The following is a 26,460-nucleotide window of genomic DNA, read 5'->3' on the forward strand; positions in this document are numbered from 1 at the left end:
GGCCTTAAAAACGAAGCGGGACGCGGGGCGTAGCTGATGGAACTCAGTCTAGGCCAAGTATCGGGTAGTAAACCAGACATGAGGGCTGGTGTCCTACCCGATAACGCTTGTTGCCTGTCAGTCGGCGGCGGGTTTCTGTAGGACTTGTTCGCTGAGCTTGTCGGCCAAGCGTACGAAGGCGGCCAGATCGAGCTGCTCCGGGCGCAGGCTGCCGTCGACACCGGCTGCGGTGATTTCGTCGTTGCTCAGCAGCAACTTGAGGGTGTTGCGCAGGGTCTTGCGGCGCTGGTTGAAGGCTTCGCGCACGACGCGCTCCAGCAAGCGGTGATCCTTGGCCGGGTGCGGCAGTACGGCGTGAGGCACCAGGCGCACGATGGCAGAATCGACTTTCGGCGGCGGGTTGAATGCGCCTGGGCCAACGTTGAACAGGTGCTCTACACGACAATGGTACTGAACCATGATCGACAGACGACCCCAGTCACCGCCGCCAGGGCCAGCCGCCAGACGCTCGACCACTTCTTTCTGCAGCATGAAGTGCATGTCGCGAATGATGCCCGCGTTGTGCAGCAGGTGAAAAATCAGCGGCGTGGAGATGTTGTACGGCAGGTTGCCCACCACGCGCAGGCTGTTCGGCGCGGCGTTCAGGCTGTTGAAGTCGAACTTCAGCGCATCGCCCTGGTGCAGGTTGAAATTGCTCTTGCCGGCGAACTGCTGGTTGAGGATCGGGATCAGGTCTTTATCCAGCTCTACTACGTCCAGCTGGGCACCGCTGTTCAGCAGGCCCTGGGTCAGCGCGCCCTGGCCCGGACCGATTTCCAGCAGGCGGTCTTCGGGCTTGGCATGGATGGAGCGCAGGATGCGGTCGATAACGCCGGCATCGTGCAGGAAGTTCTGGCCAAAGCGTTTGCGCGCCTTGTGTTGGTAATGCTCGGTCATAAACGGGTCTCGGCCATCTGGTAGGCGGTTTCCAGGGCGACTTGCAGGCTGCCGGTGTCGATTTTGCCGCTGCCGGCCAGGTCCAGGGCGGTGCCGTGGTCGACCGACGTGCGGATGATCGGCAAGCCGAGGGTCACGTTGACTGCTGCGCCGAAGCCTTTGTATTTCAGCACGGGCAAGCCCTGGTCGTGGTACATCGCCAGCACCGCATCGCAGTGCTCCAGATATTTGGGGGTAAACAGAGTGTCGGCGGGCAGGGGGCCGCGAAGGTCCATGCCTTCGCCACGCAGGCGCTCTAATGTAGGTTCGATGATGTCGATTTCTTCATGGCCCAGGTGTCCGCCTTCGCCGGCATGGGGATTGAGCCCGCACACCAGGATACGCGGCTGGGCGATGCCGAATTTTTGTTGCAGGTCGGCATGCAGAATCCGCGTGACCCGCTCCAGACGCTCCGGTGTGATTGCATCGGCAATCTCGCGAAGGGGCAGGTGAGTGGTGACCAGCGCCACGCGCAATCCGCGGGTCGCAAGCATCATCACCACTTGCGCGGTCTGCGTCAGGTCGGCGAGAAATTCTGTATGCCCGGAAAAGGCGATACCTGATTCGTTGATCACGCCCTTGTGCACAGGGGCGGTGATCATGCCGGCGAAGTGCCCGTCCAGGCAGCCCTGGCCAGCGCGGGTCAGGGTTTCCAGTACGAAAGCGGCATTGGCTTTGTCGAGCTGACCGGCAGTCACCGGCGCATTGAGCGGCGTATCCCAGACATACAGGCTGTTGGCTGGCGCGGGGACATCCGGCCAGCTGTCCGGGGTCACCGGCAGCAAATCAACAACCACGCCCAGCTGCGCGGCCCGCTCAAGGAGCAGGTCGCGGCTGGTAATGGCAATCAGGGGATGTGGCTGGGCTTGCGAGGCAACCAGCAGGCAAAGGTCAGGACCTATGCCGGCCGGTTCGCCGGGTGTCAGCGCGAAACGTTGGGGTTTCACTGCGCTGCCTGGTCTGCACCAGGGAGTTTGATCTCTACGTACGCTTCGTCACGGATCTGACGCAGCCAGGTTTGCAGCTCTTCGTCGTATTTGCGGTTACGCAGTACGGTCATTGCTTGCTGCTCACGGGCCTGGGTGGTGCTGTCCGTGGCGCGGCGGCCAAGGACTTCCAGGACGTGCCAGCCATATTGGGTCTGGAACGGCTTGGACAGCTGACCTTGCGGGGTCTTGGCCATCACTTCGCGGAACTCGGGCACCAATGCATTCGGGTCGATCCAGTTCAGGTCGCCGCCGTTGAGAGCGGAACCCGGGTCTTCCGAGAAGCTTTTCGCCAGTTCGCCGAAATCTTCGCCCGCTTCGATACGAGTGTAGAGCGACTGGGCCAGGGCCTTGGTTTTTGCTTCGTCGCGGATCGGGCTAGGTTTGACCAGGATATGACGCACGTGCACTTCGTCACGCGTCTGGGTCTCGCCGCCACGCTTGTCGAGGATCTTCAGGATGATGAAGCCGCCCGGCGTGCGCATCGGCTGGGTTACATCGCCGACCGACATGGTGCTCAGCATGCGATCGAACGGAGGTGGCAATTGAGCGGCTTTACGCCAGCCCATGTCGCCGCCTTCCAGTGCGGTTTCGCTGGCGGATTTGGCGATTGCCAACTGAGCGAAGTCAGCGCCTTGCTTGAGCTGCTGGTAAACCGCGTCGGCCTGTTTGGCAGCACTCTGAATTGCATCGGAATTAGCACTTTCCGGTGTAGGAATCAGGATGTTGGCCAAGCGGAACTCTTCGGACAGCTGCATTTTGCCAAGGTCGGAAGCGAGGAAGTTCTTCACTTCCTGCTCGGACACTTGAATGCGCTCAGCCACACGGCGTTGACGCACGCGGCTGATGATCATTTCACGACGAATCTGCTCGCGAGCGTCTTCATAAGACAGGCCATCACGAGTCAGGGCCACGCGGAATTGATCGATCGACATGTTATTGCGCTGGGCAATGGTGCCGACCGCCTGATTCAGCTCTTCATCGGTGATGCGAATGCCGGAGCGTTCGCCGATCTGCAGTTGCAGGTTTTCGACGATCAGGCGCTCGAGCACCTGCTGATCCAGCACGCTGGCCGGCGGCGCAGCAGAACCGCGTTTGGCGATGGTTTGCTGAACTTCATGAACACGTTGGTCCAGCTGGCTCTGCATGACCACATCGTTGTCGACAATGGCCACCACTTTATCGATGGACTGTACCGCGGCATTCGCCGCAGTACCCAGGAACAGCGCGCCCAGCATCAGCGGGCGCAGACAATCAGAAAGCTTGGTCTTCACGTTCACGATAACCTTGGATGCCTTTGTCGAGGAAGCTCTCTACTTTTTGGCCAACAACGCCGCCGAGACCTTTCAGAACGATTTGGAGGAAGATGCCATGGTCGCCTTTTTCGTTTTGCGGAACTTCCTGACTGAATTCGTCATAGGAAACCCAGTAACGGTTGATCAGGCGCAGTTTCCAGCAGCAGTTGTCGTACTCGAAACCACCGAAGGCTTCCAGGGTACGGTTCTGGTTGTAGTCATACTGCCAGCGGCTGATGGCGTTCCATTGCGGCACGATCGGCCAGATCACCGAGAAGTCGTGCTGCTGGATCTTGTAGTAGTCCTTCACGTAACCCGGGGTGCCCGGCGTGCCGTAGTCACCACCGCCCACCGACCATTGGCCGGTGTTCTGGTCGTAACGGACCTGGTCATTGCGATAGCGATAGCCGGCGTTGATGACCTTGTTCGGGTTGTCTTCAGGCTGGTAGTGGAACATCGCACTGCCCGAGCGAGGGCTGTGGCTGTCCGGATCCCAGTTGTAATCGGCAGTCGTGCGCCAATCGCGGTTCCAGCGGTATTCGTATTCCAGCGCATACGGAGAAACGTTGGCCTGCGCATCTGCGCGGGTTTTTGCGTCGATACCCGGCAACTGGACTTCGCGATCCTTGAAGTACAAGGCCTGGCCGACGCTGATGCGTTGACGTTCAAAGCCGTTTTCTTCGATCCAGCGGCTGGTCACGCCCAGCGACAGTTTGTTCTCGTCGCCGACGCGGTCGGAGCCCGAGAAGCGGTTGTCGCGGAACAGCGACGCATAGTTGAAGGTGTATTCGCCGGTGTCGAAAACCGGGATGTCCTTCTGGTCTTCTTCAGGGACATACAGGTAGAACAGGCGCGGTTCCAGGGTCTGGCGGTAGTTCTTGCCGAACCAGGAGGTGTTGCGATCGAAATACAGGCCGCTGTCGACGCTGGCGATCGGGACGCCGCGGTTTTGCGAGCTGCTGAACGACTCGCCAAGCGCCGAAGCGTTATTGCGGTTCGTCAGGAGGTCGTTTTTACCGGTGCCATCGAGATCCAGGTCGTACTGGGTGTATTGATATTTGAGCGATGGCTTGACGAAGCCATACGTCCAGTCCAGCGGCAGGCTCACGCCTGGCTTGAGGTTCAGACGATTACCGTTGGCACGAGCCAGGCCCGCTACGTTGGTGTCCAGACGAGGCGACAGGTTGCCGTCTTCATCGGAGAACGAGCCCGTTTGCAGGTCGCGCTCGAATCGCACGATTTCTGTTTCGTAGTCGAAATTCAAACCGTTCGGGTGCGTTGGCAACTGACCGTTGAAGGTGAGCTGTGGCAAGCGGTCGTACGGTGTGATGTTCGATACGGTCGCCAGCTGATAGGCCTGGGCATTGAGGCGTGCAACGTAGCTGTCGCCACGATAGCTGACAGAGCCCTGCTGGTTCACGTAATCGGACGACTTCACGCCAAGCTGGTCGGTCTGCAGATCCTGGAAGTAATATGGATCGCTGATCTTGGTGTAGTCGACCTGCGTGAATACCCGCGAGTCGAGACCGCCCTTGTGCTGCCAGTTGTACATGTAGCGGTTTTTTTCGGAATCCGTTTGAAGCTTGCGATCGTCGTTCTCGTCGTTGAGGTACGCGGCGCCGAACTGACCTTCGGTGGACTTGGTCAGGTAGCGGAACTCGCCTTCCATCAACAGGCCGCGCTTGCTCATGTAGCGCGGGTACAACGTGGCATCGTAGTTCGGCGCCAGGTTGAAGTAGTACGGGGTGACCAACAGGAAGCCAGTGTCGCTGCCGCTGCCAATGGTTGGCGGCAGGAAGCCGGACTGACGACGGTCGTCGATCGGGAAGTAGATGTACGGCGTGTACAGAACCGGAATGTCCTTGACCCGTAGCGTCACGTTGGTCGCGGTACCGAAACCGGTCGCCGGGTTCAAGGTGATGTTGTTGCCCTTGAGCTGCCAGGCGTTGCTGTTTGGTTCGCACGTGGTGTACGTACCATCCTTGAGGCGGATGATCGCGTTTTCGGCACGCTTGGCGTACAGCGCGTTACCGCGGATACGGGATTTGTGCATCACGTATTCGGCGTTGTCGACCTTGGCTTCGCCGGTGTCGAGCTGCACTTCGGCGTGGTCGCCAACGATCAGCGCGCCGTTGTCGCGAATGCGCACGTTGCCGTCCAGCTCGCCACGGCTCTCGGCCTGGTAGAGGTTCGCTTCGTCGGCTTCGGCCTGCATGCTGCCCTGACGCAGGACCACGTCACCGGCCAGGGTAGCGATCTGTTCATCCTGCTTGTAGCGAGAAGCCTTGGCACCGACAAATGTCGGGGCGTCACTTTTATTCGTCTTGTCATTCATGCCAGGACGAATTGGTTCGATATAGGAACCAGAGCAGTAAGGACCGGTTTCGGCCAATTGCGCTGCAGTGAGATTCTCGCGCGGAACCCAGTCGAGGTGACTGTAGTCTGCGCTACGGGACTTGAGGGCGCGGCCTTTGGATTCGGTGACCAGCACAGGCTTGGTGCCGGTGTCTTCACTGGCGCCGCTCTCGGTAGGTGCTTCACCGGTCGCGGAGACTGCGCTGCCCTCATGGATGGGACGCGGTGGCAAAGCAGCCGCCGGCGTCTTGGGCGCACAGTTCCAGGCACCCGAAGCAGAGACTGAGCAGTCATACTGTTCCGCGGCGACCACGAACGAAGTGGCTAGAGGTTGCAGGGCCAGCAGACTGCCAGTGACCAACAACGGAAATTTTTTACGAAACGCGGGGGATTTCAATGCCATCTTATTAGTCCGGGCTTCCTGCGTGCCATCTGCCCGCGGTGTGGGCCGCACGCCTCTCGATGGTCTGAAAAAGATGCTGGATAATAAAGCATGACCCGCTTGACGGCTAGCGCCGTCGGAGACCCTTGCAATGCCTGACCAAGATGTACGTTTGCAACACCTGAAAGTTTGGCTCGATGAGCAGTTGGCGATCCTCTTTGCAGAGCAGAGTTGGGGCGTCGTACCCCCGGCCACGTTGACCGCGGCCAGCAGTGATGCGAGTTTTCGGCGCTATTTCCGTTGGGAAGGCGGCGGCAAAAGTTTCGTCGTAATGGACGCGCCGCCGCCCCAGGAAAACTGCAAACCCTTCGTGGATATCGCTTTTTTGCTGGCGAAATCCGGAATAAATGTGCCGAAAATTTATGCCGAAGACCTCGAGCGCGGTTTTCTTTTGCTCAATGACTTGGGCAACAAGACCTATCTGGACGTTATCGACAGCGAAAATGCCGACGATTTGTTCAAGGATGCCTTGCAGGCTCTGTTGGCTTTTCAGCAGTTGCCGATGGTTGCTCCGCTGCCGAGTTATGACGTGGCGCTGCTGCGTCGCGAGCTGGAATTGTTCCCCGAGTGGTTTGTGAAGCGTGAGTTGGGCATCGAGTTCGACGCTGCACAGCAAATGCTCTGGCAGAACGTGTCGCAGCTGCTGATCGACAGCGCCCTGGCGCAACCGAAAGTCCTGGTGCATCGCGACTACATGCCGCGCAACCTGATGCTCAGCGAGCCAAATCCCGGCGTGCTGGATTTTCAGGATGCGGTCTATGGCCCGGTGACCTATGACGTGACGTGCCTGTTCAAGGACGCGTTCCTGAGCTGGCCCGAGGAGCGAGTGCACGGTTGGCTGCAAGATTACTGGCAGCAGGCAGGCGCCCTCGGTATTCCCGTCCAGCCAGACTTCGAAGACTTCTTGCGCGCCAGCGACCTGATGGGCGTGCAGCGTCACCTGAAAGTCATCGGTATCTTCGCCCGCATCTGCCATCGCGATGGCAAGCCGCGTTACCTCGCCGACGTGCCGCGCTTCTTTGCTTATATAGAAGCAGTGATCGCCCGCCGTCCTGAACTGGCGGAGCTGGATGTGTTGCTGCTGAGTCTGCGTGCTGGAGTGAATGCATGAAGGCAATGATTCTGGCTGCGGGCAAAGGCGAGCGCATGCGCCCGCTGACCCTGACCACGCCAAAACCGCTGGTCCGCGCTGGCGGGGTGCCGCTGATCGAGTATCACCTGCTCGCGCTGGCGGCTGCCGGGTTTACCGAAATCGTGATCAACCACGCCTGGCTGGGACAGCAGATCGAAGACTATTTGGGCGATGGTTCGCGTTATGGCGTGAGCATCCAGTACTCGCCCGAAGGTGAACCGCTGGAGACCGGTGGCGGAATTTTCCGTGCATTGCCATTGTTGGGTGATGAGGCGTTTGTGGTGGTCAACGGTGATATCTGGACCGACTATGACTTCAGCGTCTTGCATCAACCCATCAGCGGCCTGGCGCATCTGGTATTGGCGGATAACCCGAGCCACCACCCGGCAGGCGATTTCACGCTGGTCGACGGGCAAGTGCACGACGGCCAGGCAGATTCGCCGACCCTGACTTACAGCGGCATTGCAGTGTTGCATCCGCAGCTGTTCGACGGGCACACCGCCGGGGCGTTCAAGCTTGCACCGCTGCTGCGCACGGCCATGGCCGATGGACAAGTCTCGGGTGAGCGGCTGAGCGGACGGTGGGTGGATGTCGGAACTCACGAGCGTCTGGCGGAAGTTGAAACTCTGATTGAAGCGAGTCGCTGAGATGCTGTGGCCAGGGACTCTGATTGGAGCCGGAGCGGGCTTTGCCATTGCCAGCATTCCGGGGGCCTTGCTCGGCGCTTTATTGGGGCAGGCGCTGGATCGGCACCTGCAATTGCATTCGTGGGGGCATTTGCGTGAAAAGCTCGGTGGCAGGCCGGTGCTGCGCAACGATGAGCTGCTGTTCGTATTGCTGGGACGGCTGGCCAAATGCGATGGGCGAGTGGTCGACGGGCATATTCAGCAGGCGCGCCTGGAAATGCAGGCACTGGACATGTCCGAGTCGGCCAAGCGTCGGGCGATTGCCGCGTTCAACCGCGGCAAGTCGGGCCGTGACCGGTTGCGCGGTTATCTGCGACGCTTGAGTGAGCAACCCCATGCGGCGGAAGGCGTATTGCGCGCCTGTTGGCGAATGGTCTGGGCCGATGGTCGTGCCGGGCATGCCGAGCGCGAACTGATTCGCCAATGGGGTAAATGGCTGGGCTGGACGTCGTATCAGGTGCAGGCGCTGGCGTCTGACTATGAGCCGCACAAGCAGTCGTCGGCCGGCACTGCCATCACTTATCAGGAAGCGTTGTCGCTGTTGGGTGTGTCCGCCACCACCGAACCGGCGCAGATCAAACGCGCCTATCGGCGCCTGCTGAGTCGTCATCATCCGGACAAAATTGCCGGCAGCGGTGCGACGGCGTTGCAGGTGCGCGAGGCGACGGACAAGACGCGCGAACTGCATAACGCCTATACGTTGATTCGTCAGCGGCGGGATTTCAAGTGATGCGTCGTCAGTGATGACGCCTTCGCGGGCAAGCCTCGCTCCTACAGGATTTAGTCAATCACAAAAATTGCAAACGACTAAATCCTGTAGGAGCGAGGCTTGCCCGCGAAGGGCGCGACTCGGTCTATCAGTCCGCCGCAGCCTGAGGATTCAACCAGCCCCGCACCCGGCGAACCAACTGCTCTTGCTCTGCTTTCGAGTCACCCGGCAACGCCTTGAGCGATACCTGACTGAACGCCGAACCCTTCAAACGCTTGCTGGCCTGCAAGCGTTCCAGAGCTGCGTTGCGGTCCAGCGGCTTGTCCTTATAGAAGATGTCGGCGGTGGGCAGTTTTAGTGTCGGCGTCAGTTCAGCCAGGCCAGGTTTCGCTGCCACGGGCGTCTGCGCAGCGACCATCGCGAACTTCTCGACTTGCGAGGGCTGCCTCTCGCTCAGGTAACGCGCGGCCCAGTAAGCACCGGTGCCATGACCCAGCACCACGATGCTGCGAGCGCTCTGCTGTTCGGCGTAGGCAACAGCCGCATCGATGCGTGCGAAAATTCGTTCGGCGTCAGCTTTGACCTGTTCATCGCTGGTTTCAGCAATGGCCTTGTCGGCCACCTCCGCTTCACCGCCCGCCGCCTGCTCGATGGGCGCCGCGGTGGTCGAGTCCTTGCTGCCGGCATCAGGTGCTTTGGGCGATGGCGTTACTTCAACGATACGTGGCGCAATGGCATCGCTTTGCACGTCTGGCAAGGTGATACTCAGGCTGCTCCACTCGGCGTCCGGCAATTGGCGTCGCAACGGGCCGATTGCCTGCGGCCAGTCAACGGTTTCGCCAGCGCCCGGGATGATAATCACCGCACCCTTGGGGTCAGCGGTATTGGCCGGTTTCCACAAGGCCAGAAACGTGTCGCTGCCGGCCTGGAGTTGTTGCTGTTCCTGAACGGGAATTTTTCGCTCAAGTGCTGCCGCTTCTTCCTGACTACGCTCAAGCAGCGGCTGACGTTCAACCGGTTTTTCTTCTGCGGGTTTTTCCGCGGCGGCCGGTGCCGGGTCTGCGGCCTCGACGGAAAAGGCGCAAGGCAGGATCAGCGACAGGCACAATGCTGGCAGTGCCAGGCGGTAGACAGGGGGCATCGGATATTCCAGGCCAGAAGTGGTTCCGGCAGCCTAATGGGTTGGTCAGTATTTGTCAGTGTGTGAGATTTCAATGATGCGTTTTTGCTGTCTGTGGGTTATCGGCTGTTTGTGGTTTCCCTTGATGGGCTGGGCGGCGCCTGCGCCACCGGCGCACGTCGCGCAGTTGTCTGCGAGCCAGCAGCAATGGCTCGCGCAACATAATGAATTGCGCGTCGGAGTGGTGTTGCAAGTGCCCTATGCGCAATACGATCGCCGCTTGCAGCGGTTGTCCGGGGTTAACGTCGAGCTGATGAAGTGGCTGGCAAATGCGCTCAAGGTCGAGCTGAGCTGGCGTAACTATCCCGATCTTGCGCAACTGGAAGCCGCCGCGCGTGAAGGTGAAATCGACATCGCCCCGGGGTTGGCGCAAACCCCCGGCGGCCTGCGCCTGTGGCAGTTTTCCGATCCATACATGCGGGTGCCACAACTGGTGGTCAGCGACCAGAAGGGCGCCGGCGTGGTCGAGCTGGAAAAACTCGACAGCCAGACCCGCGTCGCCGTACGCATGCCCAGCGCCACCGCCGATTACCTGCGCAGCAATTACCCGCACCTGAACCTCCAGGGCGTGCCGATCGAGCGTCAGGCACTGCAACTGTTGTTGAGTCAGCAGGCCAGTTATGCCGTGGTCGACGAAGCGCAATTCGGGCGTTTGTCTGTCGAGCCGGAGTTTGCCGGCTTGGTGGTGGTCGGTGATATTGGCCTGCCGCAACTGCTGCGCGTGGCTACACGGCGGGACTGGCCGGAACTCGCCGGCATCATCGAAAGCGCGCTGCGGGCGATCCCCGCCAAGGACCTGGAGCAACTGCACAACCAATGGCTGCAACCCAAGTACCCGCGACTGACCGAGTCGCCGGGTTTCTGGCAGAACCTCTGCCTGCTGTTGGCAGTGTTGATGCTGAGCTGCATGGCGATCGTCATCTGGCAGCGTCGGCAGCAACACAGTCTTGAGCAACGGTTGTTGGTAGCACGGGAAGACATTGCCTTGCGTGCCGCCAGCGAAGAAGCGTTGCGCCTCACCCAGTTTTCCATCGACCAGAGCACCGTCGGCATTCTCTGGGTCAACTGGGACAGCCATGTGCGCTACGCCAACCGCGCCGCCGAAACCATGCTCGGCTATCCGTCGGGTGGCATCATCGATCGGCCGTTGATCGACTTTGAACCGGGTCTGCACATGGACCGCTGGCTGAACCTGTGGAAACGCGCCCGCGCCAGCGAAGAAGGGCCGCTCAGCTTTGAAACCAATTGCTTGCGAGCGGATGGCAGCATTCTGCCGACGGATGTTTCGTTGAGCTTCCTGCGTTTTCGCGATGGTGAATATCTGGTGGTTTACCTCAACGACGTCACCGAGCGTCGTCGCGCTTTGGCCGCGTTGCAGGAGAGCGAGGCGCGCTTGCAAGGGATTGCCGCGAACGTGCCTGGATTGGTCTTTCGTCTGGAGCGGGCGCCGATGACAGGGCAGATCGACTTTGCCTACATCAGCGAGGGCAGCGAGAGCCTGGTCGGTTACTCGCCGGCGACCCTGGCTCATCGTGACAAAGGCCTGCGCAGCCTGGTGCATCCGGACGACAAGGCCAGTTACCACCAAACGCAGGATCATGCGCTGGACACTGACAGTGACTGGTCGTGGCAAGGGCGGATTCTCACGCGCCAGGGCGATCAGCGTTGGGCCGAGATCAAGGCCATCACGCGTCGCCTCTATGACGGCACCTATGTCTGGGACGGCATCGTCTGGGACATCAGCGAGAGCAAGCGCATCGAGCTGGAACTGGCCAGCTCCCGTGAGCAATTGCGTGAATTGTCCGCACACCTGGAGAGCGTGCGAGAAGAGGAAAAGGCGCGCATCGCCCGGGAAGTTCACGACGAGTTGGGTCAGATGTTGACCGTGCTGAAACTGGAAACGTCCATGTGCGAACTGGCCTACGCCCAGCTCGACCCAGGTCTGAATGAGCGTTTGAACAGCATGAAGCGCTTGATCGCTCAGCTGTTCCAACTGGTGCGCGATGTGGCCACGGCGTTGCGGCCGCCAATTCTCGATGCCGGGATCGCTTCGGCCATCGAATGGCAGGCCCGGCGTTTCGAGGCGCGCACGCAGATTCCGTGTCTGGTGCAAGTACCGGAAAACTTGCCGGTGCTCAGCGATGCCAAGGCGATCGGCTTGTTCCGGATCCTTCAGGAAGCGCTGACCAATGTCATGCGGCATGCTCAGGCGCATACTGTTGAACTGACATTGACGCTTGAGGGCGACGAGTTGTGTCTGACTGTCAGCGATGATGGCGTAGGATTTGTCGCCGCTACTGGCCGGCCAACATCCTTCGGGGTTGTGGGCATGCGCGAGCGGGTGTTGATCATGGGCGGGGAACTGTCGCTTGAAAGTGAGCCGGGGGAGGGCACGACGTTGAGTGTGCGCGTACCTTTGGATGAGGCCTGAAGAATTTGTGTTGGTTTTACTGACGCCTTCGTCGGAACGCCGCCCGGAGCCGGCTCGCTCCCACACGGATTGTGTGAACGCCACAGATCCAAATGTGGGAGCGAGCCTGCTCGCGAATGATCTTGAATCTGGAGAAAAACGTGATCCGTGTACTGGTAGCCGAAGACCACACCATCGTTCGCGAAGGCATTAAACAACTGATCGGCCTGGCCAAGGACTTGCTGGTGGTGGGCGAGGCGAGCAATGGCGAGCAATTGCTCGAGACCTTGCGTCATGTGCCTTGCGAAGTGGTGTTGCTGGACATCTCGATGCCGGGCGTCAATGGCCTGGAAGCGATTCCGCGGATTCGCGCACTGAACAATCCACCGGCGATCCTGGTGTTGTCGATGCACGACGAAGCGCAAATGGCTGCCCGGGCGTTGAAGGTCGGCGCGGCGGGTTACGCGACCAAGGACAGCGATCCGGCGCTGCTGCTGACGGCGATCCGCAAGGTCGCGGCGGGCGGTCGATACATCGACCCGGACTTGGCCGACCGCATGGTTTTCGAAGTCGGCCTGACCGATTCACGACCGCTGCATTCGTTGCTCTCGGAGCGCGAATTTTCGGTGTTCGAACGCCTGGCCCAGGGCGCCAACGTCAACGACATCGCCCAGCAACTGGCCCTGAGCAGCAAAACCATCAGCACCCACAAGGCGCGGCTGATGCAGAAACTCAACATCACGTCCCTGGCTGAACTGGTGAAGTACGCCATGGAACACAAACTGCTCTGAAAACACCGAATCCCCCCTGTAGGAGCCGGCTTGCTGGCGATGGCGATCTCAATGACGCCATCGCCAGCAAGCCGGCTCCTACAGAAATGCTCAACCTCATATCCATTTGCGACATCCCGCCAAATCGCTATTGCCCGTTCCTGTGGGTTGCAGCTGGACAATCGCCGCCAACCTATCCATTCCCGCCATCCTTGTAGGGCAATCCCTACCCCCAACCTTCCATCCGGCTGAGGCGATTCTCTCCTGCGCCCCGATTTGCGTGCTCCCCAGCGTCCACTAGGCTTAGTCCACAGCAGTCATCAATAACAAAGGTGTGGGTATGAGCCAGGTCGATTCAAGCGCAGGGGCCAATGACATTCTGGTCAGCTTTCGTGGAGTGCAAAAGAGCTACGACGGCGAGAACCTGATCGTCAAAGACCTCAACCTGGACATTCGCAAAGGCGAGTTCCTCACGTTGCTCGGGCCATCCGGTTCCGGCAAAACCACCAGCCTGATGATGCTCGCCGGTTTCGAAACCCCGACCGCCGGTGAAATCCTCCTGGCCGGGCGCGCCATCAACAACGTGCCGCCGCACAAGCGCGACATCGGCATGGTGTTCCAGAACTATGCATTGTTCCCGCACATGACCGTCGCCGAGAACCTCGCGTTCCCGCTGACCGTGCGCGGCTTGAACAAGAGCGATGTCAGCGACCGGGTCAAACGTGTCCTGAGCATGGTTCAGCTCGAGACCTTCGCCCAGCGTTATCCGGCACAACTGTCCGGTGGTCAGCAACAGCGTGTGGCCCTGGCCCGTGCACTGGTGTTCGAGCCGCAACTGGTGCTGATGGACGAACCCCTCGGCGCACTCGACAAACAACTGCGCGAACACATGCAGATGGAGATCAAGCATCTGCACCAGCGCCTCGGCGTGACCGTGGTCTACGTGACTCACGACCAGGGCGAAGCCCTGACCATGTCCGACCGCGTGGCGGTGTTCCATCAGGGCGAAATCCAGCAGATCGCCCCTCCACGCAGCCTCTACGAAGAACCGAAAAACACCTTCGTCGCCAACTTCATCGGCGAGAACAACCGTCTCAACGGCCGCCTGCACAGCCAGACCGGCGATCGTTGCATCGTCGAACTCGGTCGCGGTGAAAAGGTTGAAGCGCTGGCGGTCAATGTCGGCAAGACCGGCGAACCCGTCACGCTGTCGATTCGTCCGGAACGCGTGAGCCTCAATGGTTCGAGCGAGTCCTGTGTCAACCGCTTCTCAGGGAGGGTGGCGGAATTCATCTATCTGGGCGACCACGTCCGGGTTCGCCTGGAAGTCTGCGGCAAGACCGACTTCTTCGTGAAACAACCGATTGCCGAGCTCGATCCCGGGCTTGCTGTCGGCGACGTGGTACCGCTTGGCTGGGAGGTCGAACACGTTCGCGCGCTCGACCCACTTCTAGAGGCGAACTGATCGCCCCCTGCTTCAACCAACCCTGCACGTGGAGAGAACAATAAATGTTGAGATCCCTGAAATTCACCGCCCTGGTCATGGGCATGATCGGTGCGGCACACGCGATGGCGGCGGGCCCGGACCTGACCGTGGTGTCCTTTGGCGGGGCGAACAAGGCCGCGCAGGTCAAAGCCTTCTACGCACCGTGGGAAGCGGCGGGTAACGGCAAGATCGTAGCGGGCGAGTACAACGGCGAGATGGCCAAGGTCAAAGCCATGGTCGACACCAAAAGCGTGTCCTGGGATCTGGTAGAAGTTGAGTCGCCAGAACTGTCCCGCGGTTGCGACGAAGACATGTTCGAGCAACTCGACCCGGCGCTGTTCGGCAAGACCGAAGACTACGTCAAAGGCGCTATCCAGCCTTGCGGCGTAGGTTTCTTCGTGTGGTCGACCGTGTTGGCCTACAACGCCGACAAGCTGGCCTCCGCACCCACCAGCTGGGTGGATTTCTGGGACACCAAGAAATTCCCGGGCAAGCGCGGCCTGCGTAAAGGCGCCAAGTACACCCTGGAATTCGCACTGATGGCCGACGGCGTTGCGCCGAAAGACGTCTACAAAGTGCTGGCCGGCAAAGATGGTCAGGACCGCGCGTTCAAGAAGCTCGATGAGCTCAAACCAAACATCCAGTGGTGGGAAGCCGGTGCACAACCGCCGCAGTACCTCGCTTCCGGTGACGTGGTCATGAGCTCGGCCTACAACGGCCGGATCGCAGCGGTACAGAAAGAAAGCAACCTGAAAGTCGTGTGGAACGGCGGTATCTACGACTTCGACGCATGGGCAATTCCAAAAGGCCTGGACAAGGCACGTGCCGAAGCGGCGAAGAAATTTATCGCGTTCTCGGTGGCGCCGCAGCAGCAGAAGACCTACTCGGAAAACATTGCCTACGGCCCGGCCAACACCCAAGCCGTACCGCTGTTGTCCAAGGATGTCCTGAAAGACATGCCGACCACCCCGGAAAACATCGCCAACCAAGTGCAGATCGACGTCAGCTTCTGGGCTGACAACGGCGAGCAACTGGAGCAGCGCTTCAATTCCTGGGCTGCGAAATAAGACCACCCCGTGGGCTTATCGACTCCCGTAGGAGCGAGGCTCGCCCGCGAAGACGTCAGCACATTCAACATCAATGTTGACTGACACGCTGCCTTCGCGAGCAAGCTTCGCTCCTACGGGGGGGTGATGTGTAGTTATCAAGAACAGAGGCGGACTCGCGGTCAATGGATGCCGCCTCTGTAACGATCAAAGATTTCCGGAGTACGCCATGGCCACCGCCATTCCCCTGAACGCGGGCACTGACCCCACCTTGAAGCAGCGGCTCAAGCACGCCGAGCGGATCAACCGCTGGAAGGCCCAGGCCTTGATCGCGCCATTGGTGCTGTTTCTGTTGCTGGTGTTCCTGGTGCCCATCGTGGCGCTGCTCTACAAAAGCGTTGGTAACCCGGAAGTGGTCGGCGGCATGCCGCGCACCGTGGCGGCCATCGCCAGCTGGGACGGCCGTGGCCTGCCCGCTGAACCGGTTTACAAAGCGGCCAGCGAAGACCTCGCTGAAGCGCGCAAGAATCAGACCCTGGGCGACCTGTCCAAGCGCTTGAACATGGAGCTGGCCGGCTATCGCAGCCTGCTGACCAAAACCGCCCGCGCCTTGCCGTTCGCTACCGAACCGGCCTCTTATAAAGAAGCACTGGAAGGGCTCGACGAGCGTTGGGGCGACCCGGCCTACTGGCAAGCGGTGCGCCGCAACACCAGCAACATCACGCCGTACTACTTGCTGGCAGCGGTCGATCACCGCATCGACGACCTCGGCGAAATCGCCCCGGCCACGCCCGATCAGGCGATCTACCTCGACATCTTCGCCCGCACCTTCTGGATGGGCCTGATCATCACCGCCATTTGCCTGGTGCTCGCCTATCCGTTGGCTTACCTGCTGGCGAATCTGCCGTCGCGTCAAAGCAACCTGCTGATGATCCTGGTGCTGCTGCCGTTCTGGACCTCGATTCTGGTGCGCGTCGCTGCGTGGATCGTATTGCTGCAATCGGGCGGGCTGATCAACAGCGGCCTGATGGCCATGGGCATCATCGATAAGCCGCTGGAGCTGGTGTTCAACCGTACCGGGGTTTACATCTCGATGGTGCACATCCTGCTGCCGTTCATGATCCTGCCGATCTACAGCGTGATGAAAGGCATCTCGCCGACCTACATGCGCGCCGCGATTTCCCTCGGCTGCCACCCGTTCGCCAGTTTCTGGCGGGTGTACTTCCCGCAGACCTATGCCGGTGTCGGCGCCGGTTGCCTGTTGGTGTTCATCCTCGCCATTGGCTACTACATCACCCCGGCCTTGCTGGGCAGCCCGAACGATCAGATGGTCAGTTACTTCGTCGCCTTCTACACCAACACCAGCATCAACTGGGGCATGGCGACCGCACTCGGTGGGCTGCTGCTGTTGGCGACCGTGGTGCTTTATCTGATTTACAGCTGGCTGGTGGGCGCCAGTCGCCTGCGCCTGAGCTAAGGGGAGAATCGAAATGCTGAGTCCTTATATGTCGCCCATCGAACGGGTGTGGTTCTACAGCTTGCGGATTCTCTGCGGCTTGATTTTGCTGTTCCTGATTCTGCCGGTGTTGGTGATCATCCCGTTGTCGTTCAACTCGGGCAGTTTCCTGGTGTATCCACTGCAAGGTTTTTCGCTGCACTGGTATCAGGACTTCTTCGCCTCGGCGGAATGGATGCGTGCACTGAAGAACAGCATCATCGTCGCCCCGGCGGCGACCGTGCTGGCGATGGTGTTCGGTACGCTGGCGGCGATTGGCCTGACTCGGGGCGACTTCCCGGGCAAGGCGCTGGTGATGGCGTTGGTGATTTCGCCGATGGTTGTGCCGGTGGTGATCATCGGTGTCGCGAGTTACCTGTTCTTTGCACCGCTGGGCCTGGGCAACAGCTTCTTCTCGTTGATCGTGGTGCACGCGGTGTTGGGTGTGCCGTTTGTGATCATCACGGTGTCGGCAACGTTGCAGGGGTTTAACCACAACCTGGTGCGCGCCGCTGCCAGCCTCGGTGCTTCGCCGCTGACCGCTTTCCGTCGCGTGACCTTGCCGCTGATTGCGCCAGGTGTGATCTCCGGTGCGCTGTTTGCCTTCGCGACCTCGTTCGATGAAGTGGTGGTGACGTTGTTCCTCGCCGGTCCCGAGCAAGCGACCTTGCCACGGCAGATGTTCAGCGGTATCCGCGAAAACCTCAGCCCGACGATTGCCGCCGCGGCAACGCTGCTGATCGCCTTCTCGGTGATCCTGCTGCTGACCCTGGAATGGCTGCGTGGCCGCAGCGAAAAACTGCGCACCGCCCAGGCCTGACACCGATTCTTGTAGGAGCCGGCTTGCTGGCGAAAGCGGACTGTCAGCTGATGTATCAGTTGAATGACACACCGCATTCGCCAGCAAGCCGGCTCCTACAGTTGTTTTGTGTAGTTTTCGGGATGTTTGGTCATTCACGCGCTGAATAGCAGACAAACCCCAATCCCCAGCTACTATTGTGCCCAGCTCCCCTATCTATAAGAGGCTGCGCACGATGAGTCTTTCCTCTTTCAAAATCGCACACAAACTGATCACCGGCGCAGCTGCCATCGAGCAACTGTCCGCCGAGCTCACGCGTCTGGACATCGACAACCCGTTGATCGTCACCGACGCCGCACTGGTCAAGTCCGGCACGGTGGAGCTGGCGCTCGCGCAGTTGGGGGACCGTAGCTACGAGATTTTCGACCGTGTACTGCCAGACCCGGAAATTGCCATCGTCGAAGACTGCATGCGCGTTTACCGCGAAGGCGGGCACGACGGGCTGATCGGCCTGGGCGGCGGCAGCGCGATCGACATCGCCAAAAGTGTTGCCGCGTATGCCGGTTATCACGGCGCGCTGGAGGATCTGTTCGGCATCGACCAGGTGCCGCGCAAGGGCCCACCGCTGATCGCCATTCCGACGACCGCCGGCACCGGCTCGGAAGTGACCAACGTCGCGATCCTCTCCGACAAGGTCGCGCAGCTGAAAAAGGGCATCATCAGCGACTATCTGTTGCCGGACGTGGCGCTGGTCAGCCCGCAAATGACCCTGACCTGCCCGCGCAGTGTCACCGCCGCCAGTGGCGTCGATGCGCTGGTGCATGCCATCGAATCTTATTTGTCCCTCAATGCTTCAGCGATCACCGACGCGCTGGCCATCGGCGCGATCAAGTTGATCACCCAGGCGTTACCCAAGGCCTACGCCAATCCCTCCAATCTGCAGGCGCGTGAAGACATGGCCACCGCCAGCCTGATGGCCGGCATGGCGTTCGGCAATGCCGGGGTCGGCGCGGTGCATGCGCTGGCGTATCCGCTGGGCGGACGTTTCAACATCGCCCACGGCGTCAGCAACGCCTTGTTGCTGCCGTACGTCATGACCTGGAACAAGATGGCCTGCGTCGAGCGCATGCAGGATATTGCCGAAGCCATGGGCGTGAAGACCGCTCATCTGAGCGTCAATGACGCCGCGGACAAAGCTGTCGAGGCGATGACCGCGTTGTGCGCCGCCGTGGAAATCCCGTCGGGCCTGCGCAGTTTCGGTGTTCCAGAGGATGCGATCCCGGCCATGGCCGTGGAAGCTGCGGGGATCGAGCGCCTGATGAGCAACAATCCGCGCAAATTGAGCGCAATTGATATCGAGAAGATCTACCGCGCGGCCTACTGATCATCGCAGCCACGGTGCGCGCGTCAAAGCATGAGGTATACAATGCGCGCCATCGTGATTCTGCTCAGAAAAGGTGCGTCATGCAGCCCTTCGTAATTGCTCCGTCGATTCTCTCCGCCGACTTCGCCCGCCTGGGTGAAGAAGTGGATAACGTTCTGGCCGCCGGCGCCGACTTCGTGCACTTCGATGTCATGGACAACCACTACGTGCCGAACCTGACCATCGGCCCGATGGTCTGTGCCGCGCTGCGCAAGTACGGCGTAACCGCGCCGATCGACGCGCACCTGATGGTCAGCCCGGTGGATCGCATCGTTGGCGACTTCATCGAGGCCGGCGCGACTTACATCACCTTCCACCCGGAAGCGTCGCAGCACGTCGACCGTTCCCTGCAACTGATCCGCGAAGGCGGCTGCAAGTCGGGCCTGGTGTTCAACCCGGCGACCCCGCTGGACGTACTCAAGTACGTGATGGACAAGGTCGACATGATCCTGCTGATGAGCGTCAACCCGGGCTTCGGCGGACAGAAGTTCATCCCCGGCACCCTCGACAAGCTGCGTGAAGCACGCGCATTGATCGATGCCTCGGGCCGTGACATCCGCCTGGAAATCGACGGCGGCGTGAACGTGAACAACATTCGTGAAATCGCGGCGGCTGGCGCCGATACCTTCGTGGCCGGCTCGGCAATCTTCAACGCGCCGAACTACCAGGAAGTCATCGAGAAGATGCGTTCCGAACTGGCGCTGGCCCGCCCATGAGTGGCTTTGAGCAGCTGTTCCCGGGGCGTCTGCCACGGCTGGTGATGTTCGATCTGGACGGCACGCTGGTCGATTCGGTCCCTGACCTCGCCGCGGCGGTGGATAACATGCTGCTCAAACTCGGGCGCCAGCCTGTCGGCATCGAATCGGTGCGTGACTGGGTCGGTAACGGCGTGCACATGCTGGTGCGCCGGGCCCTGGCCAATCACATCGACGCCGAAGGTGTCGATGATGTAGAGGCTGAACATGCCCTGGAATTGTTCAACGGCTTTTACGAGGACGGTCACGACCTGACGGTGGTTTACCCCGGCGTGCGTGACACCCTCAAGTGGCTGAACAAGCAAGGCGTGGAGATGGCGCTGATCACCAACAAGCCGGAGCGCTTCGTCGCGCCGTTGCTGGATCAGATGAAGATCGGCCGCTATTTCAAATGGATCATCGGCGGTGACACCCTGCCGCAGAAGAAACCCGACCCGGCTGCGCTGTTTTTCGTGATGAAAATGGCCAATATCCCGGCGTCGCAATCGCTGTTTGTCGGCGATTCGCGCAGCGATGTGCTGGCGGCGAAAGCGGCGGGGGTCAAATGCGTGGCCCTCAGTTATGGCTATAACCACGGTCGGCCGATTGCCGAAGAGTCGCCGGCGCTGGTCATCGACGACCTGCGCAAGCTAATTCCCGGTTGCCTGGATCCGGCCGCTGAGATAACGTTGGCCGACGCTGTTCAACCCCCTTCTGGAAACGCCATCGTGGTGGTCACCCGCAAACTCTGGATGAAAGTCATCAAGGCCCTGGCCCGCTGGCGTTGGCGCGCCTGACTTGTTCCTGGCCGGTCTACCGGCGCGTTTGCATACCTGACTGTTAGCACCTCAAGCCACGAGGCTACCCCATGATCCGCGAAGAATTCCTGCGTTTGGCCGCTGCCGGCTATAACCGCATCCCGCTTGCCTGCGAAACCCTGGCCGACTTCGACACGCCGCTGTCGATCTACCTGAAACTGGCTGACGAGCCCAATTCCTACCTGCTCGAATCCGTGCAGGGCGGGGAGAAGTGGGGCCGTTACTCGATCATCGGCCTGCCGTGCCGCACCGTGCTGCGGGTTCATGACCATCACATCAGCGTGACCCATGACGGCGTCGAGATCGAAAGCCATGAAGCGCAAGACCCGCTGGCGTTCGTCGAAGAATTCAAAGCCCGTTACAACGTACCGACCATCCCCGGCCTGCCACGCTTCAACGGCGGCCTGGTGGGTTACTTCGGTTACGACTGCGTGCGCTATGTGGAAAAGCGTCTGGGCAAGTGCCCGAACCCGGATCCGTTGGGCGTGCCGGACATTCTGCTGATGGTGTCCGATGCGGTGGTGGTGTTCGACAACCTCGCCGGCAAAATGCACGCGATTGTCCTGGCCGACCCGTCGCAGGACGATGCCTTCGAGCAAGGTCAGGCGCGTCTGCAAGAGCTGCTGGAAAAACTCCGTCAGCCAATCACTCCGCGCCGTGGCCTGGACTTCAGCAAGCAACAATCGGCTGATCCGGTGTTCCGCTCCAGTTTCACCCAGGACGATTACGAAAAAGCCGTCGACACCATCAAGGAATACATCCTGGCCGGTGACTGCATGCAGGTCGTGCCGTCCCAGCGCATGTCGATCGACTTCAAGGCGGCGCCGATTGATCTGTACCGGGCGCTGCGTTGCTTCAACCCGACGCCGTATATGTACTTCTTCAACTTCGGCGACTTCCACGTCGTCGGCAGTTCACCGGAAGTGCTGGTGCGGGTCGAAGACAATCTGATCACCGTTCGCCCGATTGCCGGCACCCGTCCGCGTGGGGCCAACGAAGAGGCAGACCTGGCGCTGGAGAAAGACCTGCTCTCCGACGACAAGGAAATCGCCGAACACCTGATGCTGATCGACCTGGGTCGTAACGACACCGGTCGCGTATCGGAAATCGGTTCGGTGAAACTCACCGAGAAAATGGTTATCGAGCGTTATTCCAACGTGATGCACATTGTTTCCAACGTCACCGGGCAACTGAAGGCCGGGCTGACGGCAATGGACGCATTGCGGGCGATCCTGCCGGCGGGCACCTTGTCCGGCGCACCGAAGATTCGCGCGATGGAAATCATCGACGAACTGGAGCCGGTCAAGCGTGGCGTCTATGGCGGCGCGGTCGGTTACTTTGCCTGGAACGGCAACATGGACACGGCGATTGCGATCCGCACCGCCGTGATCAAGAACGGCGAACTGCACGTGCAGGCCGGTGGCGGCATCGTTGCCGACTCGGTGCCGGCGCTGGAATGGGAAGAAACCCTGAACAAGCGTCGTGCCATGTTCCGCGCAGTCGCCCTGGCTGAACAAACCCCGGAAAGCTGACCGATGAACGTGACCCGTATGCCATGTCGCTTTGGCTGACAAAGCGCTGCGGGTCGCTCATTCGAAGGCAGCCTTTATAGTCCGTGAATTCAAGAGGTTCTCAAGCCATGTTGCTGATGATCGATAACTACGACTCTTTTACCTACAACGTTGTGCAATACCTCGGTGAGCTAGGCTCCCAGGTCAAGGTTGTGCGCAACGATGAACTGACCGTTGCCGAAATCGAAGCCCTCAACCCCGAGCGCATCGTTGTGTCGCCCGGTCCTTGCACGCCGACCGAAGCGGGCGTCTCGATTGACGTCATCAAGCATTTCGCCGGCAAACTGCCGATTCTCGGCGTGTGCCTGGGCCATCAATCCATCGGCCAGGCCTTCGGCGGCGATGTGGTTCGTGCCCGCCAGGTGATGCACGGCAAGACCAGCCCGGTGTTCCACGAGGACAAAGGTGTCTTCGAAGGCCTGAACCATCCGCTGACCGTCACGCGTTATCACTCGCTGATCGTCAAGCGTGAAACCTTGCCGGACTGCCTGGAGCTGACCGCCTGGACTCAACTTGAAGACGGTTCGGTCGACGAGATCATGGGCCTGCGCCACAAGACGCTGAACATCGAAGGTGTGCAGTTCCACCCTGAGTCTATCCTGACCGAACAGGGCCACGAGTTGTTCGCCAACTTCCTCAAACAAACCGGCGGCACGCGCTAAGGACTTCCCATGAATATCAAGACAGCCCTCAGCCGTATCGTCGATCAACTCGACCTCAGCACCGATGAAATGCGCGATGTGATGCGCGAGATCATGACCGGGCAATGCACGGACGCGCAGATCGGCGCGTTCATGATGGCCATGCGCATGAAGAGCGAAAGCATCGACGAGATCGTCGGTGCCGTGTCGGTCATGCGCGAGCTGGCGGACAAGGTCGAACTGAAGACCCTCGACGGCGTGGTTGATGTGGTCGGCACCGGCGGCGATGGTGCGAACATTTTCAACGTCTCGACGGCTTCTTCCTTTGTGGTGGCAGCCGCCGGTTGCACCGTGGCCAAGCACGGTAACCGTGCGGTCTCGGGTAAAAGCGGCAGCGCCGATCTGCTGGAGGCGGCGGGCATATATCTGAACCTGACGCCGGTTCAGGTGGCGCGTTGCATCGACAACGTCGGCATCGGTTTCATGTTTGCCCAGACTCATCACAAAGCCATGAAATACGCCGCCGGCCCGCGCAAGGATCTTGGTCTGCGTACTCTGTTCAACATGCTCGGCCCGCTTACGAATCCGGCCGGCGTGAAACATCAGGTGGTGGGCGTGTTCAGCCAGGCGTTGTGCCGGCCTTTGGCCGAAGTTTTGCAACGACTGGGCAGCAAGCATGTGCTGGTGGTGCACTCGAAAGACGGCCTGGACGAATTCAGTCTGGCTGCGCCGACCTACGTAGCGGAATTGAAGAATGACCAGATCACCGAGTATTGGGTCGAGCCGGAAGATTTGGGCATGAAGAGCCAGAGCCTGCACGGCCTGGCGGTGGAAAGCCCGGCCGCTTCGCTTGAGCTGATTCGCGATGCCCTGGGCAAGCGCAAGACCGAGAGCGGTCAGAAAGCGGCCGAGATGATCGTGCTCAATGCCGGTGCTGCACTCTACGCCGCCGACCTGGCGACCAGTTTGAAAGAAGGCGTTGCCCTGGCGCACGATGCGCTGCACACAGGCCTCGCTCGGGAAAAACTTGAGGAGTTGGGTGCATTTACCGCGGTATTCAAAGTGGAGAATGAGGGATGAGTGTACCGACGGTTCTGGAAAACATTCTGGCGCGCAAAGTCCAGGAGGTCGCCGAGCGTAGCGCTCGTGTGAGCCTGGCGGAGCTGGAAAGTCTGGCCAAGGCGGCCGATGCACCCCGTGGTTTTGCCAAGGCATTGATGGCGCAGGCCAAGCTAAAGCAGCCAGCGGTTATTGCTGAAATCAAGAAAGCTTCGCCGAGCAAAGGCGTGATTCGCGAGAACTTCGTTCCTGCCGATATCGCCAGGAGCTACGAGAAGGGCGGCGCGACCTGCCTGTCGGTGCTCACCGATATCGATTATTTCCAGGGCGCAGATGCGTATCTGCAACAAGCCCGGGCGGCGTGCAAACTGCCGGTGATCCGCAAGGATTTCATGATCGATCCGTATCAGATCGTCGAAGCCCGTGCATTGGGCGCCGACTGCGTGCTGTTGATCGTCTCCGCGCTGGACGACGTGAAAATGGCCGAGCTGGCGGCGGTGGCGAAAAGCGTTGGCCTTGACGTGCTGGTGGAAGTCCATGACGGCGACGAACTGGAGCGGGCCTTGAAAACCCTCGACACACCGTTGGTCGGCGTGAACAACCGCAACCTGCACACTTTCGACGTGAGTCTGGAAACCACGCTGGATTTGCTGCCGCGGATTCCGCGTGACCGTTTGGTGATCACTGAAAGCGGCATCCTCAATCGGGCCGATGTCGAGCTGATGGAAATCAGCGACGTGTATGCGTTCCTGGTCGGCGAAGCGTTCATGCGCGCCGAAAGCCCGGGCACCGAGTTGCAGCGTCTGTTCTTCCCAGAACGTGGCGTACCCGTCAGCGGTTCTACACTCGACTGATTGCTGGCAGATCGAGTCGACCCCATCGCCGGCAAGCCGGTCTCGCTCCTACATTGGATCTATGGTGTTAGCAGATCCCTTGTGGGAGCGAGCCTGCTCGCGATGGCGGCATAAGACACACCTCAGACCTCAAGTCTTACGGAGCACCTTATGACCTCACCTGTCCCTCTGACCATCGAAGCCGGCCTGCAAGCCGAACAGGATTTGTTGGCGTCGGTCTGTGCAGGCAACTCAGAGTTCGGCCTGCTGTTCTGGCAGCCAAGTGACAAAGCACTGGTCATGCCACGCCGCTTGAATCGCCTGCCCGGTTTCGATGCCGCTTGTGAAGTATCGGCGGCAGCCGGCTGGCCAGTCCTTTTGCGTGAAACCGGCGGTGAGCCCGTGCCGCAATCGGCTTCCACCATCAACATCGCACTGGTCTACGCGCCACCGCGTAGCGAGGGCGACCAAAACCGCATCGAAACCGCCTATCGCCGACTTTGCGATCCGATCTGTCAGTTGCTGGATGAACTGGGCGGCGTTTCGTCCCTGGGCGAAATCGACGGCGCATTTTGCGATGGCCGTTTCAACGTCAATCTCGACGGTCGCAAGATGGTCGGCACCGCCCAGCGCTGGCGCCAGAGCAAGGGCGGCACGCGCCCGGTCGGGTTGGTGCACGGTGCGTTGTTGCTGGATAACGAACGCGAATCAATGGTCGCGGCGGTCAATCGCTTCAATGAGGCGTGCGGCCTGGAGCATCGGGTCCGCGCCGAAAGCCACATCGCGCTCCATGAAAAGTTCGCCGCACCTGACGCATTGGCACGGCTCGATGCACTCTATCGCCAGTTGCTGGCAGACATGTTCAAGGCTTAGCGCGTCCCGAAGACCACCATGGTCTTGCCTTTGACGTCCACCAGGTTGCGTTCTTCCAGATCCTTAAGGACGCGACCGACCATCTCCCGGGAACACCCGACAATCCGCCCGATTTCCTGACGGGTCACCTTGATCTGCATGCCATCGGGGTGGGTCATCGCATCGGGCTGTTTGCACAATTCCAGCAGGCAACGGGCAACGCGACCTGTCACGTCGAAGAATGCGAGGTCACCGACCTTGCGCGTGGTGTTGCGCAGGCGCTGTGCGATTTGTCCGCTAAGTACGTAAAGAATGTCCGGGTCTTGCTGGGACAGCTCGCGGAATTTGGCGTAGCTGATTTCCGCGACTTCGCACTCGATCTTGGCGCGTACCCAGGCGCTGCGTTCCTGTTCCAGGCCGGCCTGTTCAAACAGACCCAACTCGCCGAAGAAGTCTCCGGAGTTCAGGTAGGCAATGATCATTTCACGGCCGTCATCATCCTCGATCAGGATGGTGACCGAGCCTTTGATGATGAAGAACAGCGTCTCCGAGCGGTCGCCGGCGCAAATGATATTGCTCTTGGCCGCATAGCGACGGCGCTGGCAATGCATCAACAGTTTGTCGAGGTTCTTGATCTTGGGTGTAGGGGCAATAGCAACCATGGTTGTATCCCGGAAAGACTGCACGGTGTGTTTGGTTTTTTTATGAGGCACTGAGGCTGCTACAAAGCTGGCAATGCGCCAGCGAATTGGCGCCAGCTTAA

Annotated in this window: 23 protein-coding genes; 17 read left to right on the forward strand and 6 right to left on the reverse strand. The window is 60.2% G+C overall.

The genetic code is table 11. From position 1 onward, the window contains the following. Positions 1-117: 117 nt before the first annotated feature. From rsmA to IB254_RS06675, 4 genes are read right to left on the reverse strand one after another with little or no spacing between them, the layout of a single operon-like run. Positions 118-936, reverse strand: a complete 819-nt coding sequence (gene rsmA, locus IB254_RS06660; RefSeq protein ID WP_008027060.1) for a 16S rRNA (adenine(1518)-N(6)/adenine(1519)-N(6))-dimethyltransferase RsmA — start codon at positions 934-936, stop codon at positions 118-120. Continuing rightward, positions 933-1,922 carry a 4-hydroxythreonine-4-phosphate dehydrogenase PdxA gene (gene pdxA / locus IB254_RS06665; RefSeq protein ID WP_008035963.1) on the reverse strand — a complete coding sequence of 330 codons (990 nt, stop codon included), beginning with the start codon at positions 1,920-1,922 and terminating at the stop codon, positions 933-935. Before pdxA ends, rsmA begins: the two co-directional genes overlap by 4 nt. Continuing rightward, positions 1,919-3,235: a peptidylprolyl isomerase SurA gene (gene surA / locus IB254_RS06670; RefSeq protein ID WP_192416826.1), complete on the reverse strand. Its 1,317-nt coding sequence runs from the start codon at positions 3,233-3,235 to the stop codon at positions 1,919-1,921. Before surA ends, pdxA begins: the two co-directional genes overlap by 4 nt. Next, the gene (locus IB254_RS06675; RefSeq protein WP_192416827.1) at positions 3,216-6,014 is read right to left on the reverse strand and encodes an LPS-assembly protein LptD; all 2,799 of its coding nucleotides are present in this window, start codon (positions 6,012-6,014) and stop codon (positions 3,216-3,218) included. Before IB254_RS06675 ends, surA begins: the two co-directional genes overlap by 20 nt. Positions 6,015-6,144: 130 nt before the next feature. Between IB254_RS06675 and IB254_RS06680 the strand changes: the two genes are divergently transcribed. From IB254_RS06680 to IB254_RS06690, 3 genes are read left to right on the forward strand one after another with little or no spacing between them, the layout of a single operon-like run. Continuing rightward, positions 6,145-7,164 (forward strand): aminoglycoside phosphotransferase family protein, encoded by a 1,020-nt coding sequence (locus IB254_RS06680; protein WP_192416828.1) that lies wholly within the window; start codon positions 6,145-6,147, stop codon positions 7,162-7,164. Then, positions 7,161-7,832 carry an N-acetylmuramate alpha-1-phosphate uridylyltransferase MurU gene (gene murU, locus IB254_RS06685; protein ID WP_192416829.1) on the forward strand — a complete coding sequence of 224 codons (672 nt, stop codon included), beginning with the start codon at positions 7,161-7,163 and terminating at the stop codon, positions 7,830-7,832. The genes IB254_RS06680 and murU overlap by 4 nt, the downstream gene beginning before the upstream one ends. A 1-nt stretch (position 7,833) precedes the next feature. Continuing rightward, positions 7,834-8,601: a TerB family tellurite resistance protein gene (locus IB254_RS06690; protein WP_008035968.1), complete on the forward strand. Its 768-nt coding sequence runs from the start codon at positions 7,834-7,836 to the stop codon at positions 8,599-8,601. A gap of 127 nt (positions 8,602-8,728) precedes the next feature. Here IB254_RS06690 and IB254_RS06695 read toward each other — a convergent pair whose 3' ends face one another. Continuing rightward, positions 8,729-9,721: an alpha/beta hydrolase family protein gene (locus IB254_RS06695; protein WP_192416830.1), complete on the reverse strand. Its 993-nt coding sequence runs from the start codon at positions 9,719-9,721 to the stop codon at positions 8,729-8,731. A 73-nt stretch (positions 9,722-9,794) separates the two neighbouring features. Between IB254_RS06695 and IB254_RS06700 the strand changes: the two genes are divergently transcribed. The 14 genes from IB254_RS06700 (at position 9,795) to IB254_RS06765 (ending at position 25,718) form a co-directional block, all read left to right on the forward strand. Next, complete coding sequence (locus IB254_RS06700) at positions 9,795-12,191, forward strand: PAS domain S-box protein (RefSeq protein ID WP_192416831.1); 2,397 nt, start codon at positions 9,795-9,797, stop codon at positions 12,189-12,191. A gap of 116 nt (positions 12,192-12,307) precedes the next feature. Continuing rightward, a complete protein-coding gene (locus tag IB254_RS06705) occupies positions 12,308-12,961 on the forward strand; it encodes a response regulator transcription factor (RefSeq protein WP_178082239.1) in 654 nt (217 codons plus the stop codon). Positions 12,962-13,280: 319 nt separating this feature from the next. Continuing rightward, positions 13,281-14,405: an ABC transporter ATP-binding protein gene (locus tag IB254_RS06710; RefSeq protein ID WP_008027079.1), complete on the forward strand. Its 1,125-nt coding sequence runs from the start codon at positions 13,281-13,283 to the stop codon at positions 14,403-14,405. Between the two features lie 44 nt (positions 14,406-14,449). Beyond that, on the forward strand, positions 14,450-15,493 hold the full coding sequence (locus IB254_RS06715) for an ABC transporter substrate-binding protein (protein ID WP_192416832.1): 1,044 nt from the start codon (positions 14,450-14,452) through the stop codon (positions 15,491-15,493). 208 nt (positions 15,494-15,701) lie between these two features. After that, positions 15,702-16,949: an ABC transporter permease gene (locus IB254_RS06720; RefSeq protein ID WP_192416833.1), complete on the forward strand. Its 1,248-nt coding sequence runs from the start codon at positions 15,702-15,704 to the stop codon at positions 16,947-16,949. Positions 16,950-16,962: 13 nt separating this feature from the next. Next, the gene (locus IB254_RS06725) at positions 16,963-17,787 is read left to right on the forward strand and encodes an ABC transporter permease (protein ID WP_192416834.1); all 825 of its coding nucleotides are present in this window, start codon (positions 16,963-16,965) and stop codon (positions 17,785-17,787) included. Positions 17,788-18,001: 214 nt separating this feature from the next. Further along, the gene (locus IB254_RS06730; protein ID WP_192416835.1) at positions 18,002-19,150 is read left to right on the forward strand and encodes an iron-containing alcohol dehydrogenase; all 1,149 of its coding nucleotides are present in this window, start codon (positions 18,002-18,004) and stop codon (positions 19,148-19,150) included. An 80-nt stretch (positions 19,151-19,230) separates the two neighbouring features. After that, positions 19,231-19,905: a ribulose-phosphate 3-epimerase gene (gene rpe / locus IB254_RS06735; RefSeq protein WP_008027088.1), complete on the forward strand. Its 675-nt coding sequence runs from the start codon at positions 19,231-19,233 to the stop codon at positions 19,903-19,905. Then, positions 19,902-20,720, forward strand: coding sequence for a phosphoglycolate phosphatase (locus IB254_RS06740; protein ID WP_084318377.1), 819 nt, complete (start codon positions 19,902-19,904; stop codon positions 20,718-20,720). Before rpe ends, IB254_RS06740 begins: the two co-directional genes overlap by 4 nt. Positions 20,721-20,791: 71 nt before the next feature. Beyond that, positions 20,792-22,273 carry an anthranilate synthase component I gene (gene trpE / locus IB254_RS06745; RefSeq protein WP_192416836.1) on the forward strand — a complete coding sequence of 494 codons (1,482 nt, stop codon included), beginning with the start codon at positions 20,792-20,794 and terminating at the stop codon, positions 22,271-22,273. A 107-nt stretch (positions 22,274-22,380) separates the two neighbouring features. Further along, positions 22,381-22,974, forward strand: a complete 594-nt coding sequence (locus IB254_RS06750) for an aminodeoxychorismate/anthranilate synthase component II (RefSeq protein WP_008027095.1) — start codon at positions 22,381-22,383, stop codon at positions 22,972-22,974. Positions 22,975-22,983: 9 nt separating this feature from the next. Next, complete coding sequence (gene trpD, locus IB254_RS06755; RefSeq protein ID WP_192416837.1) at positions 22,984-24,033, forward strand: anthranilate phosphoribosyltransferase; 1,050 nt, start codon at positions 22,984-22,986, stop codon at positions 24,031-24,033. Next, positions 24,030-24,866 carry an indole-3-glycerol phosphate synthase TrpC gene (gene trpC, locus IB254_RS06760; RefSeq protein WP_192416838.1) on the forward strand — a complete coding sequence of 279 codons (837 nt, stop codon included), beginning with the start codon at positions 24,030-24,032 and terminating at the stop codon, positions 24,864-24,866. Before trpD ends, trpC begins: the two co-directional genes overlap by 4 nt. Positions 24,867-25,016: 150 nt before the next feature. Then, positions 25,017-25,718: a biotin/lipoate A/B protein ligase family protein gene (locus IB254_RS06765; protein ID WP_192416839.1), complete on the forward strand. Its 702-nt coding sequence runs from the start codon at positions 25,017-25,019 to the stop codon at positions 25,716-25,718. Here the strand turns inward: IB254_RS06765 and crp are convergent. Further along, positions 25,715-26,359, reverse strand: a complete 645-nt coding sequence (gene crp / locus IB254_RS06770) for a cAMP-activated global transcriptional regulator CRP (protein WP_008027103.1) — start codon at positions 26,357-26,359, stop codon at positions 25,715-25,717. The two genes, IB254_RS06765 and crp, sit on opposite strands and share 4 nt — an antisense overlap. Positions 26,360-26,460: the final 101 nt, after the last annotated feature.

The organism is Pseudomonas sp. PDM03, from assembly GCF_014852385.1.
GTDB lineage: Bacteria > Pseudomonadota > Gammaproteobacteria > Pseudomonadales > Pseudomonadaceae > Aquipseudomonas > Aquipseudomonas migulae.

Excerpts from the sequence above, each read along its gene's own strand:
- rsmA (WP_008027060.1), bottom strand. The coding sequence starts at position 936 with ATGACCGAGCATTACCAACACAAGGCGCGCAAACGCTTTGGCCAGAAC.
- IB254_RS06675 (WP_192416827.1), bottom strand. The coding sequence starts at position 6,014 with ATGGCATTGAAATCCCCCGCGTTTCGTAAAAAATTTCCGTTGTTGGTC.
- IB254_RS06680 (WP_192416828.1), top strand. The coding sequence starts at position 6,145 with ATGCCTGACCAAGATGTACGTTTGCAACACCTGAAAGTTTGGCTCGAT.
- murU (WP_192416829.1), top strand. The coding sequence starts at position 7,161 with ATGAAGGCAATGATTCTGGCTGCGGGCAAAGGCGAGCGCATGCGCCCG.
- IB254_RS06690 (WP_008035968.1), top strand. The coding sequence starts at position 7,834 with ATGCTGTGGCCAGGGACTCTGATTGGAGCCGGAGCGGGCTTTGCCATT.
- IB254_RS06695 (WP_192416830.1), bottom strand. The coding sequence starts at position 9,721 with ATGCCCCCTGTCTACCGCCTGGCACTGCCAGCATTGTGCCTGTCGCTG.
- IB254_RS06700 (WP_192416831.1), top strand. The coding sequence starts at position 9,795 with ATGATGCGTTTTTGCTGTCTGTGGGTTATCGGCTGTTTGTGGTTTCCC.
- IB254_RS06705 (WP_178082239.1), top strand. The coding sequence starts at position 12,308 with ATGATCTTGAATCTGGAGAAAAACGTGATCCGTGTACTGGTAGCCGAA.
- IB254_RS06710 (WP_008027079.1), top strand. The coding sequence starts at position 13,281 with ATGAGCCAGGTCGATTCAAGCGCAGGGGCCAATGACATTCTGGTCAGC.
- IB254_RS06715 (WP_192416832.1), top strand. The coding sequence starts at position 14,450 with ATGTTGAGATCCCTGAAATTCACCGCCCTGGTCATGGGCATGATCGGT.
- IB254_RS06720 (WP_192416833.1), top strand. The coding sequence starts at position 15,702 with ATGGCCACCGCCATTCCCCTGAACGCGGGCACTGACCCCACCTTGAAG.
- IB254_RS06725 (WP_192416834.1), top strand. The coding sequence starts at position 16,963 with ATGCTGAGTCCTTATATGTCGCCCATCGAACGGGTGTGGTTCTACAGC.
- IB254_RS06730 (WP_192416835.1), top strand. The coding sequence starts at position 18,002 with ATGAGTCTTTCCTCTTTCAAAATCGCACACAAACTGATCACCGGCGCA.
- rpe (WP_008027088.1), top strand. The coding sequence starts at position 19,231 with ATGCAGCCCTTCGTAATTGCTCCGTCGATTCTCTCCGCCGACTTCGCC.
- IB254_RS06740 (WP_084318377.1), top strand. The coding sequence starts at position 19,902 with ATGAGTGGCTTTGAGCAGCTGTTCCCGGGGCGTCTGCCACGGCTGGTG.
- trpE (WP_192416836.1), top strand. The coding sequence starts at position 20,792 with ATGATCCGCGAAGAATTCCTGCGTTTGGCCGCTGCCGGCTATAACCGC.
- IB254_RS06750 (WP_008027095.1), top strand. The coding sequence starts at position 22,381 with ATGTTGCTGATGATCGATAACTACGACTCTTTTACCTACAACGTTGTG.
- trpD (WP_192416837.1), top strand. The coding sequence starts at position 22,984 with ATGAATATCAAGACAGCCCTCAGCCGTATCGTCGATCAACTCGACCTC.
- trpC (WP_192416838.1), top strand. The coding sequence starts at position 24,030 with ATGAGTGTACCGACGGTTCTGGAAAACATTCTGGCGCGCAAAGTCCAG.
- IB254_RS06765 (WP_192416839.1), top strand. The coding sequence starts at position 25,017 with ATGACCTCACCTGTCCCTCTGACCATCGAAGCCGGCCTGCAAGCCGAA.
- crp (WP_008027103.1), bottom strand. The coding sequence starts at position 26,359 with ATGGTTGCTATTGCCCCTACACCCAAGATCAAGAACCTCGACAAACTG.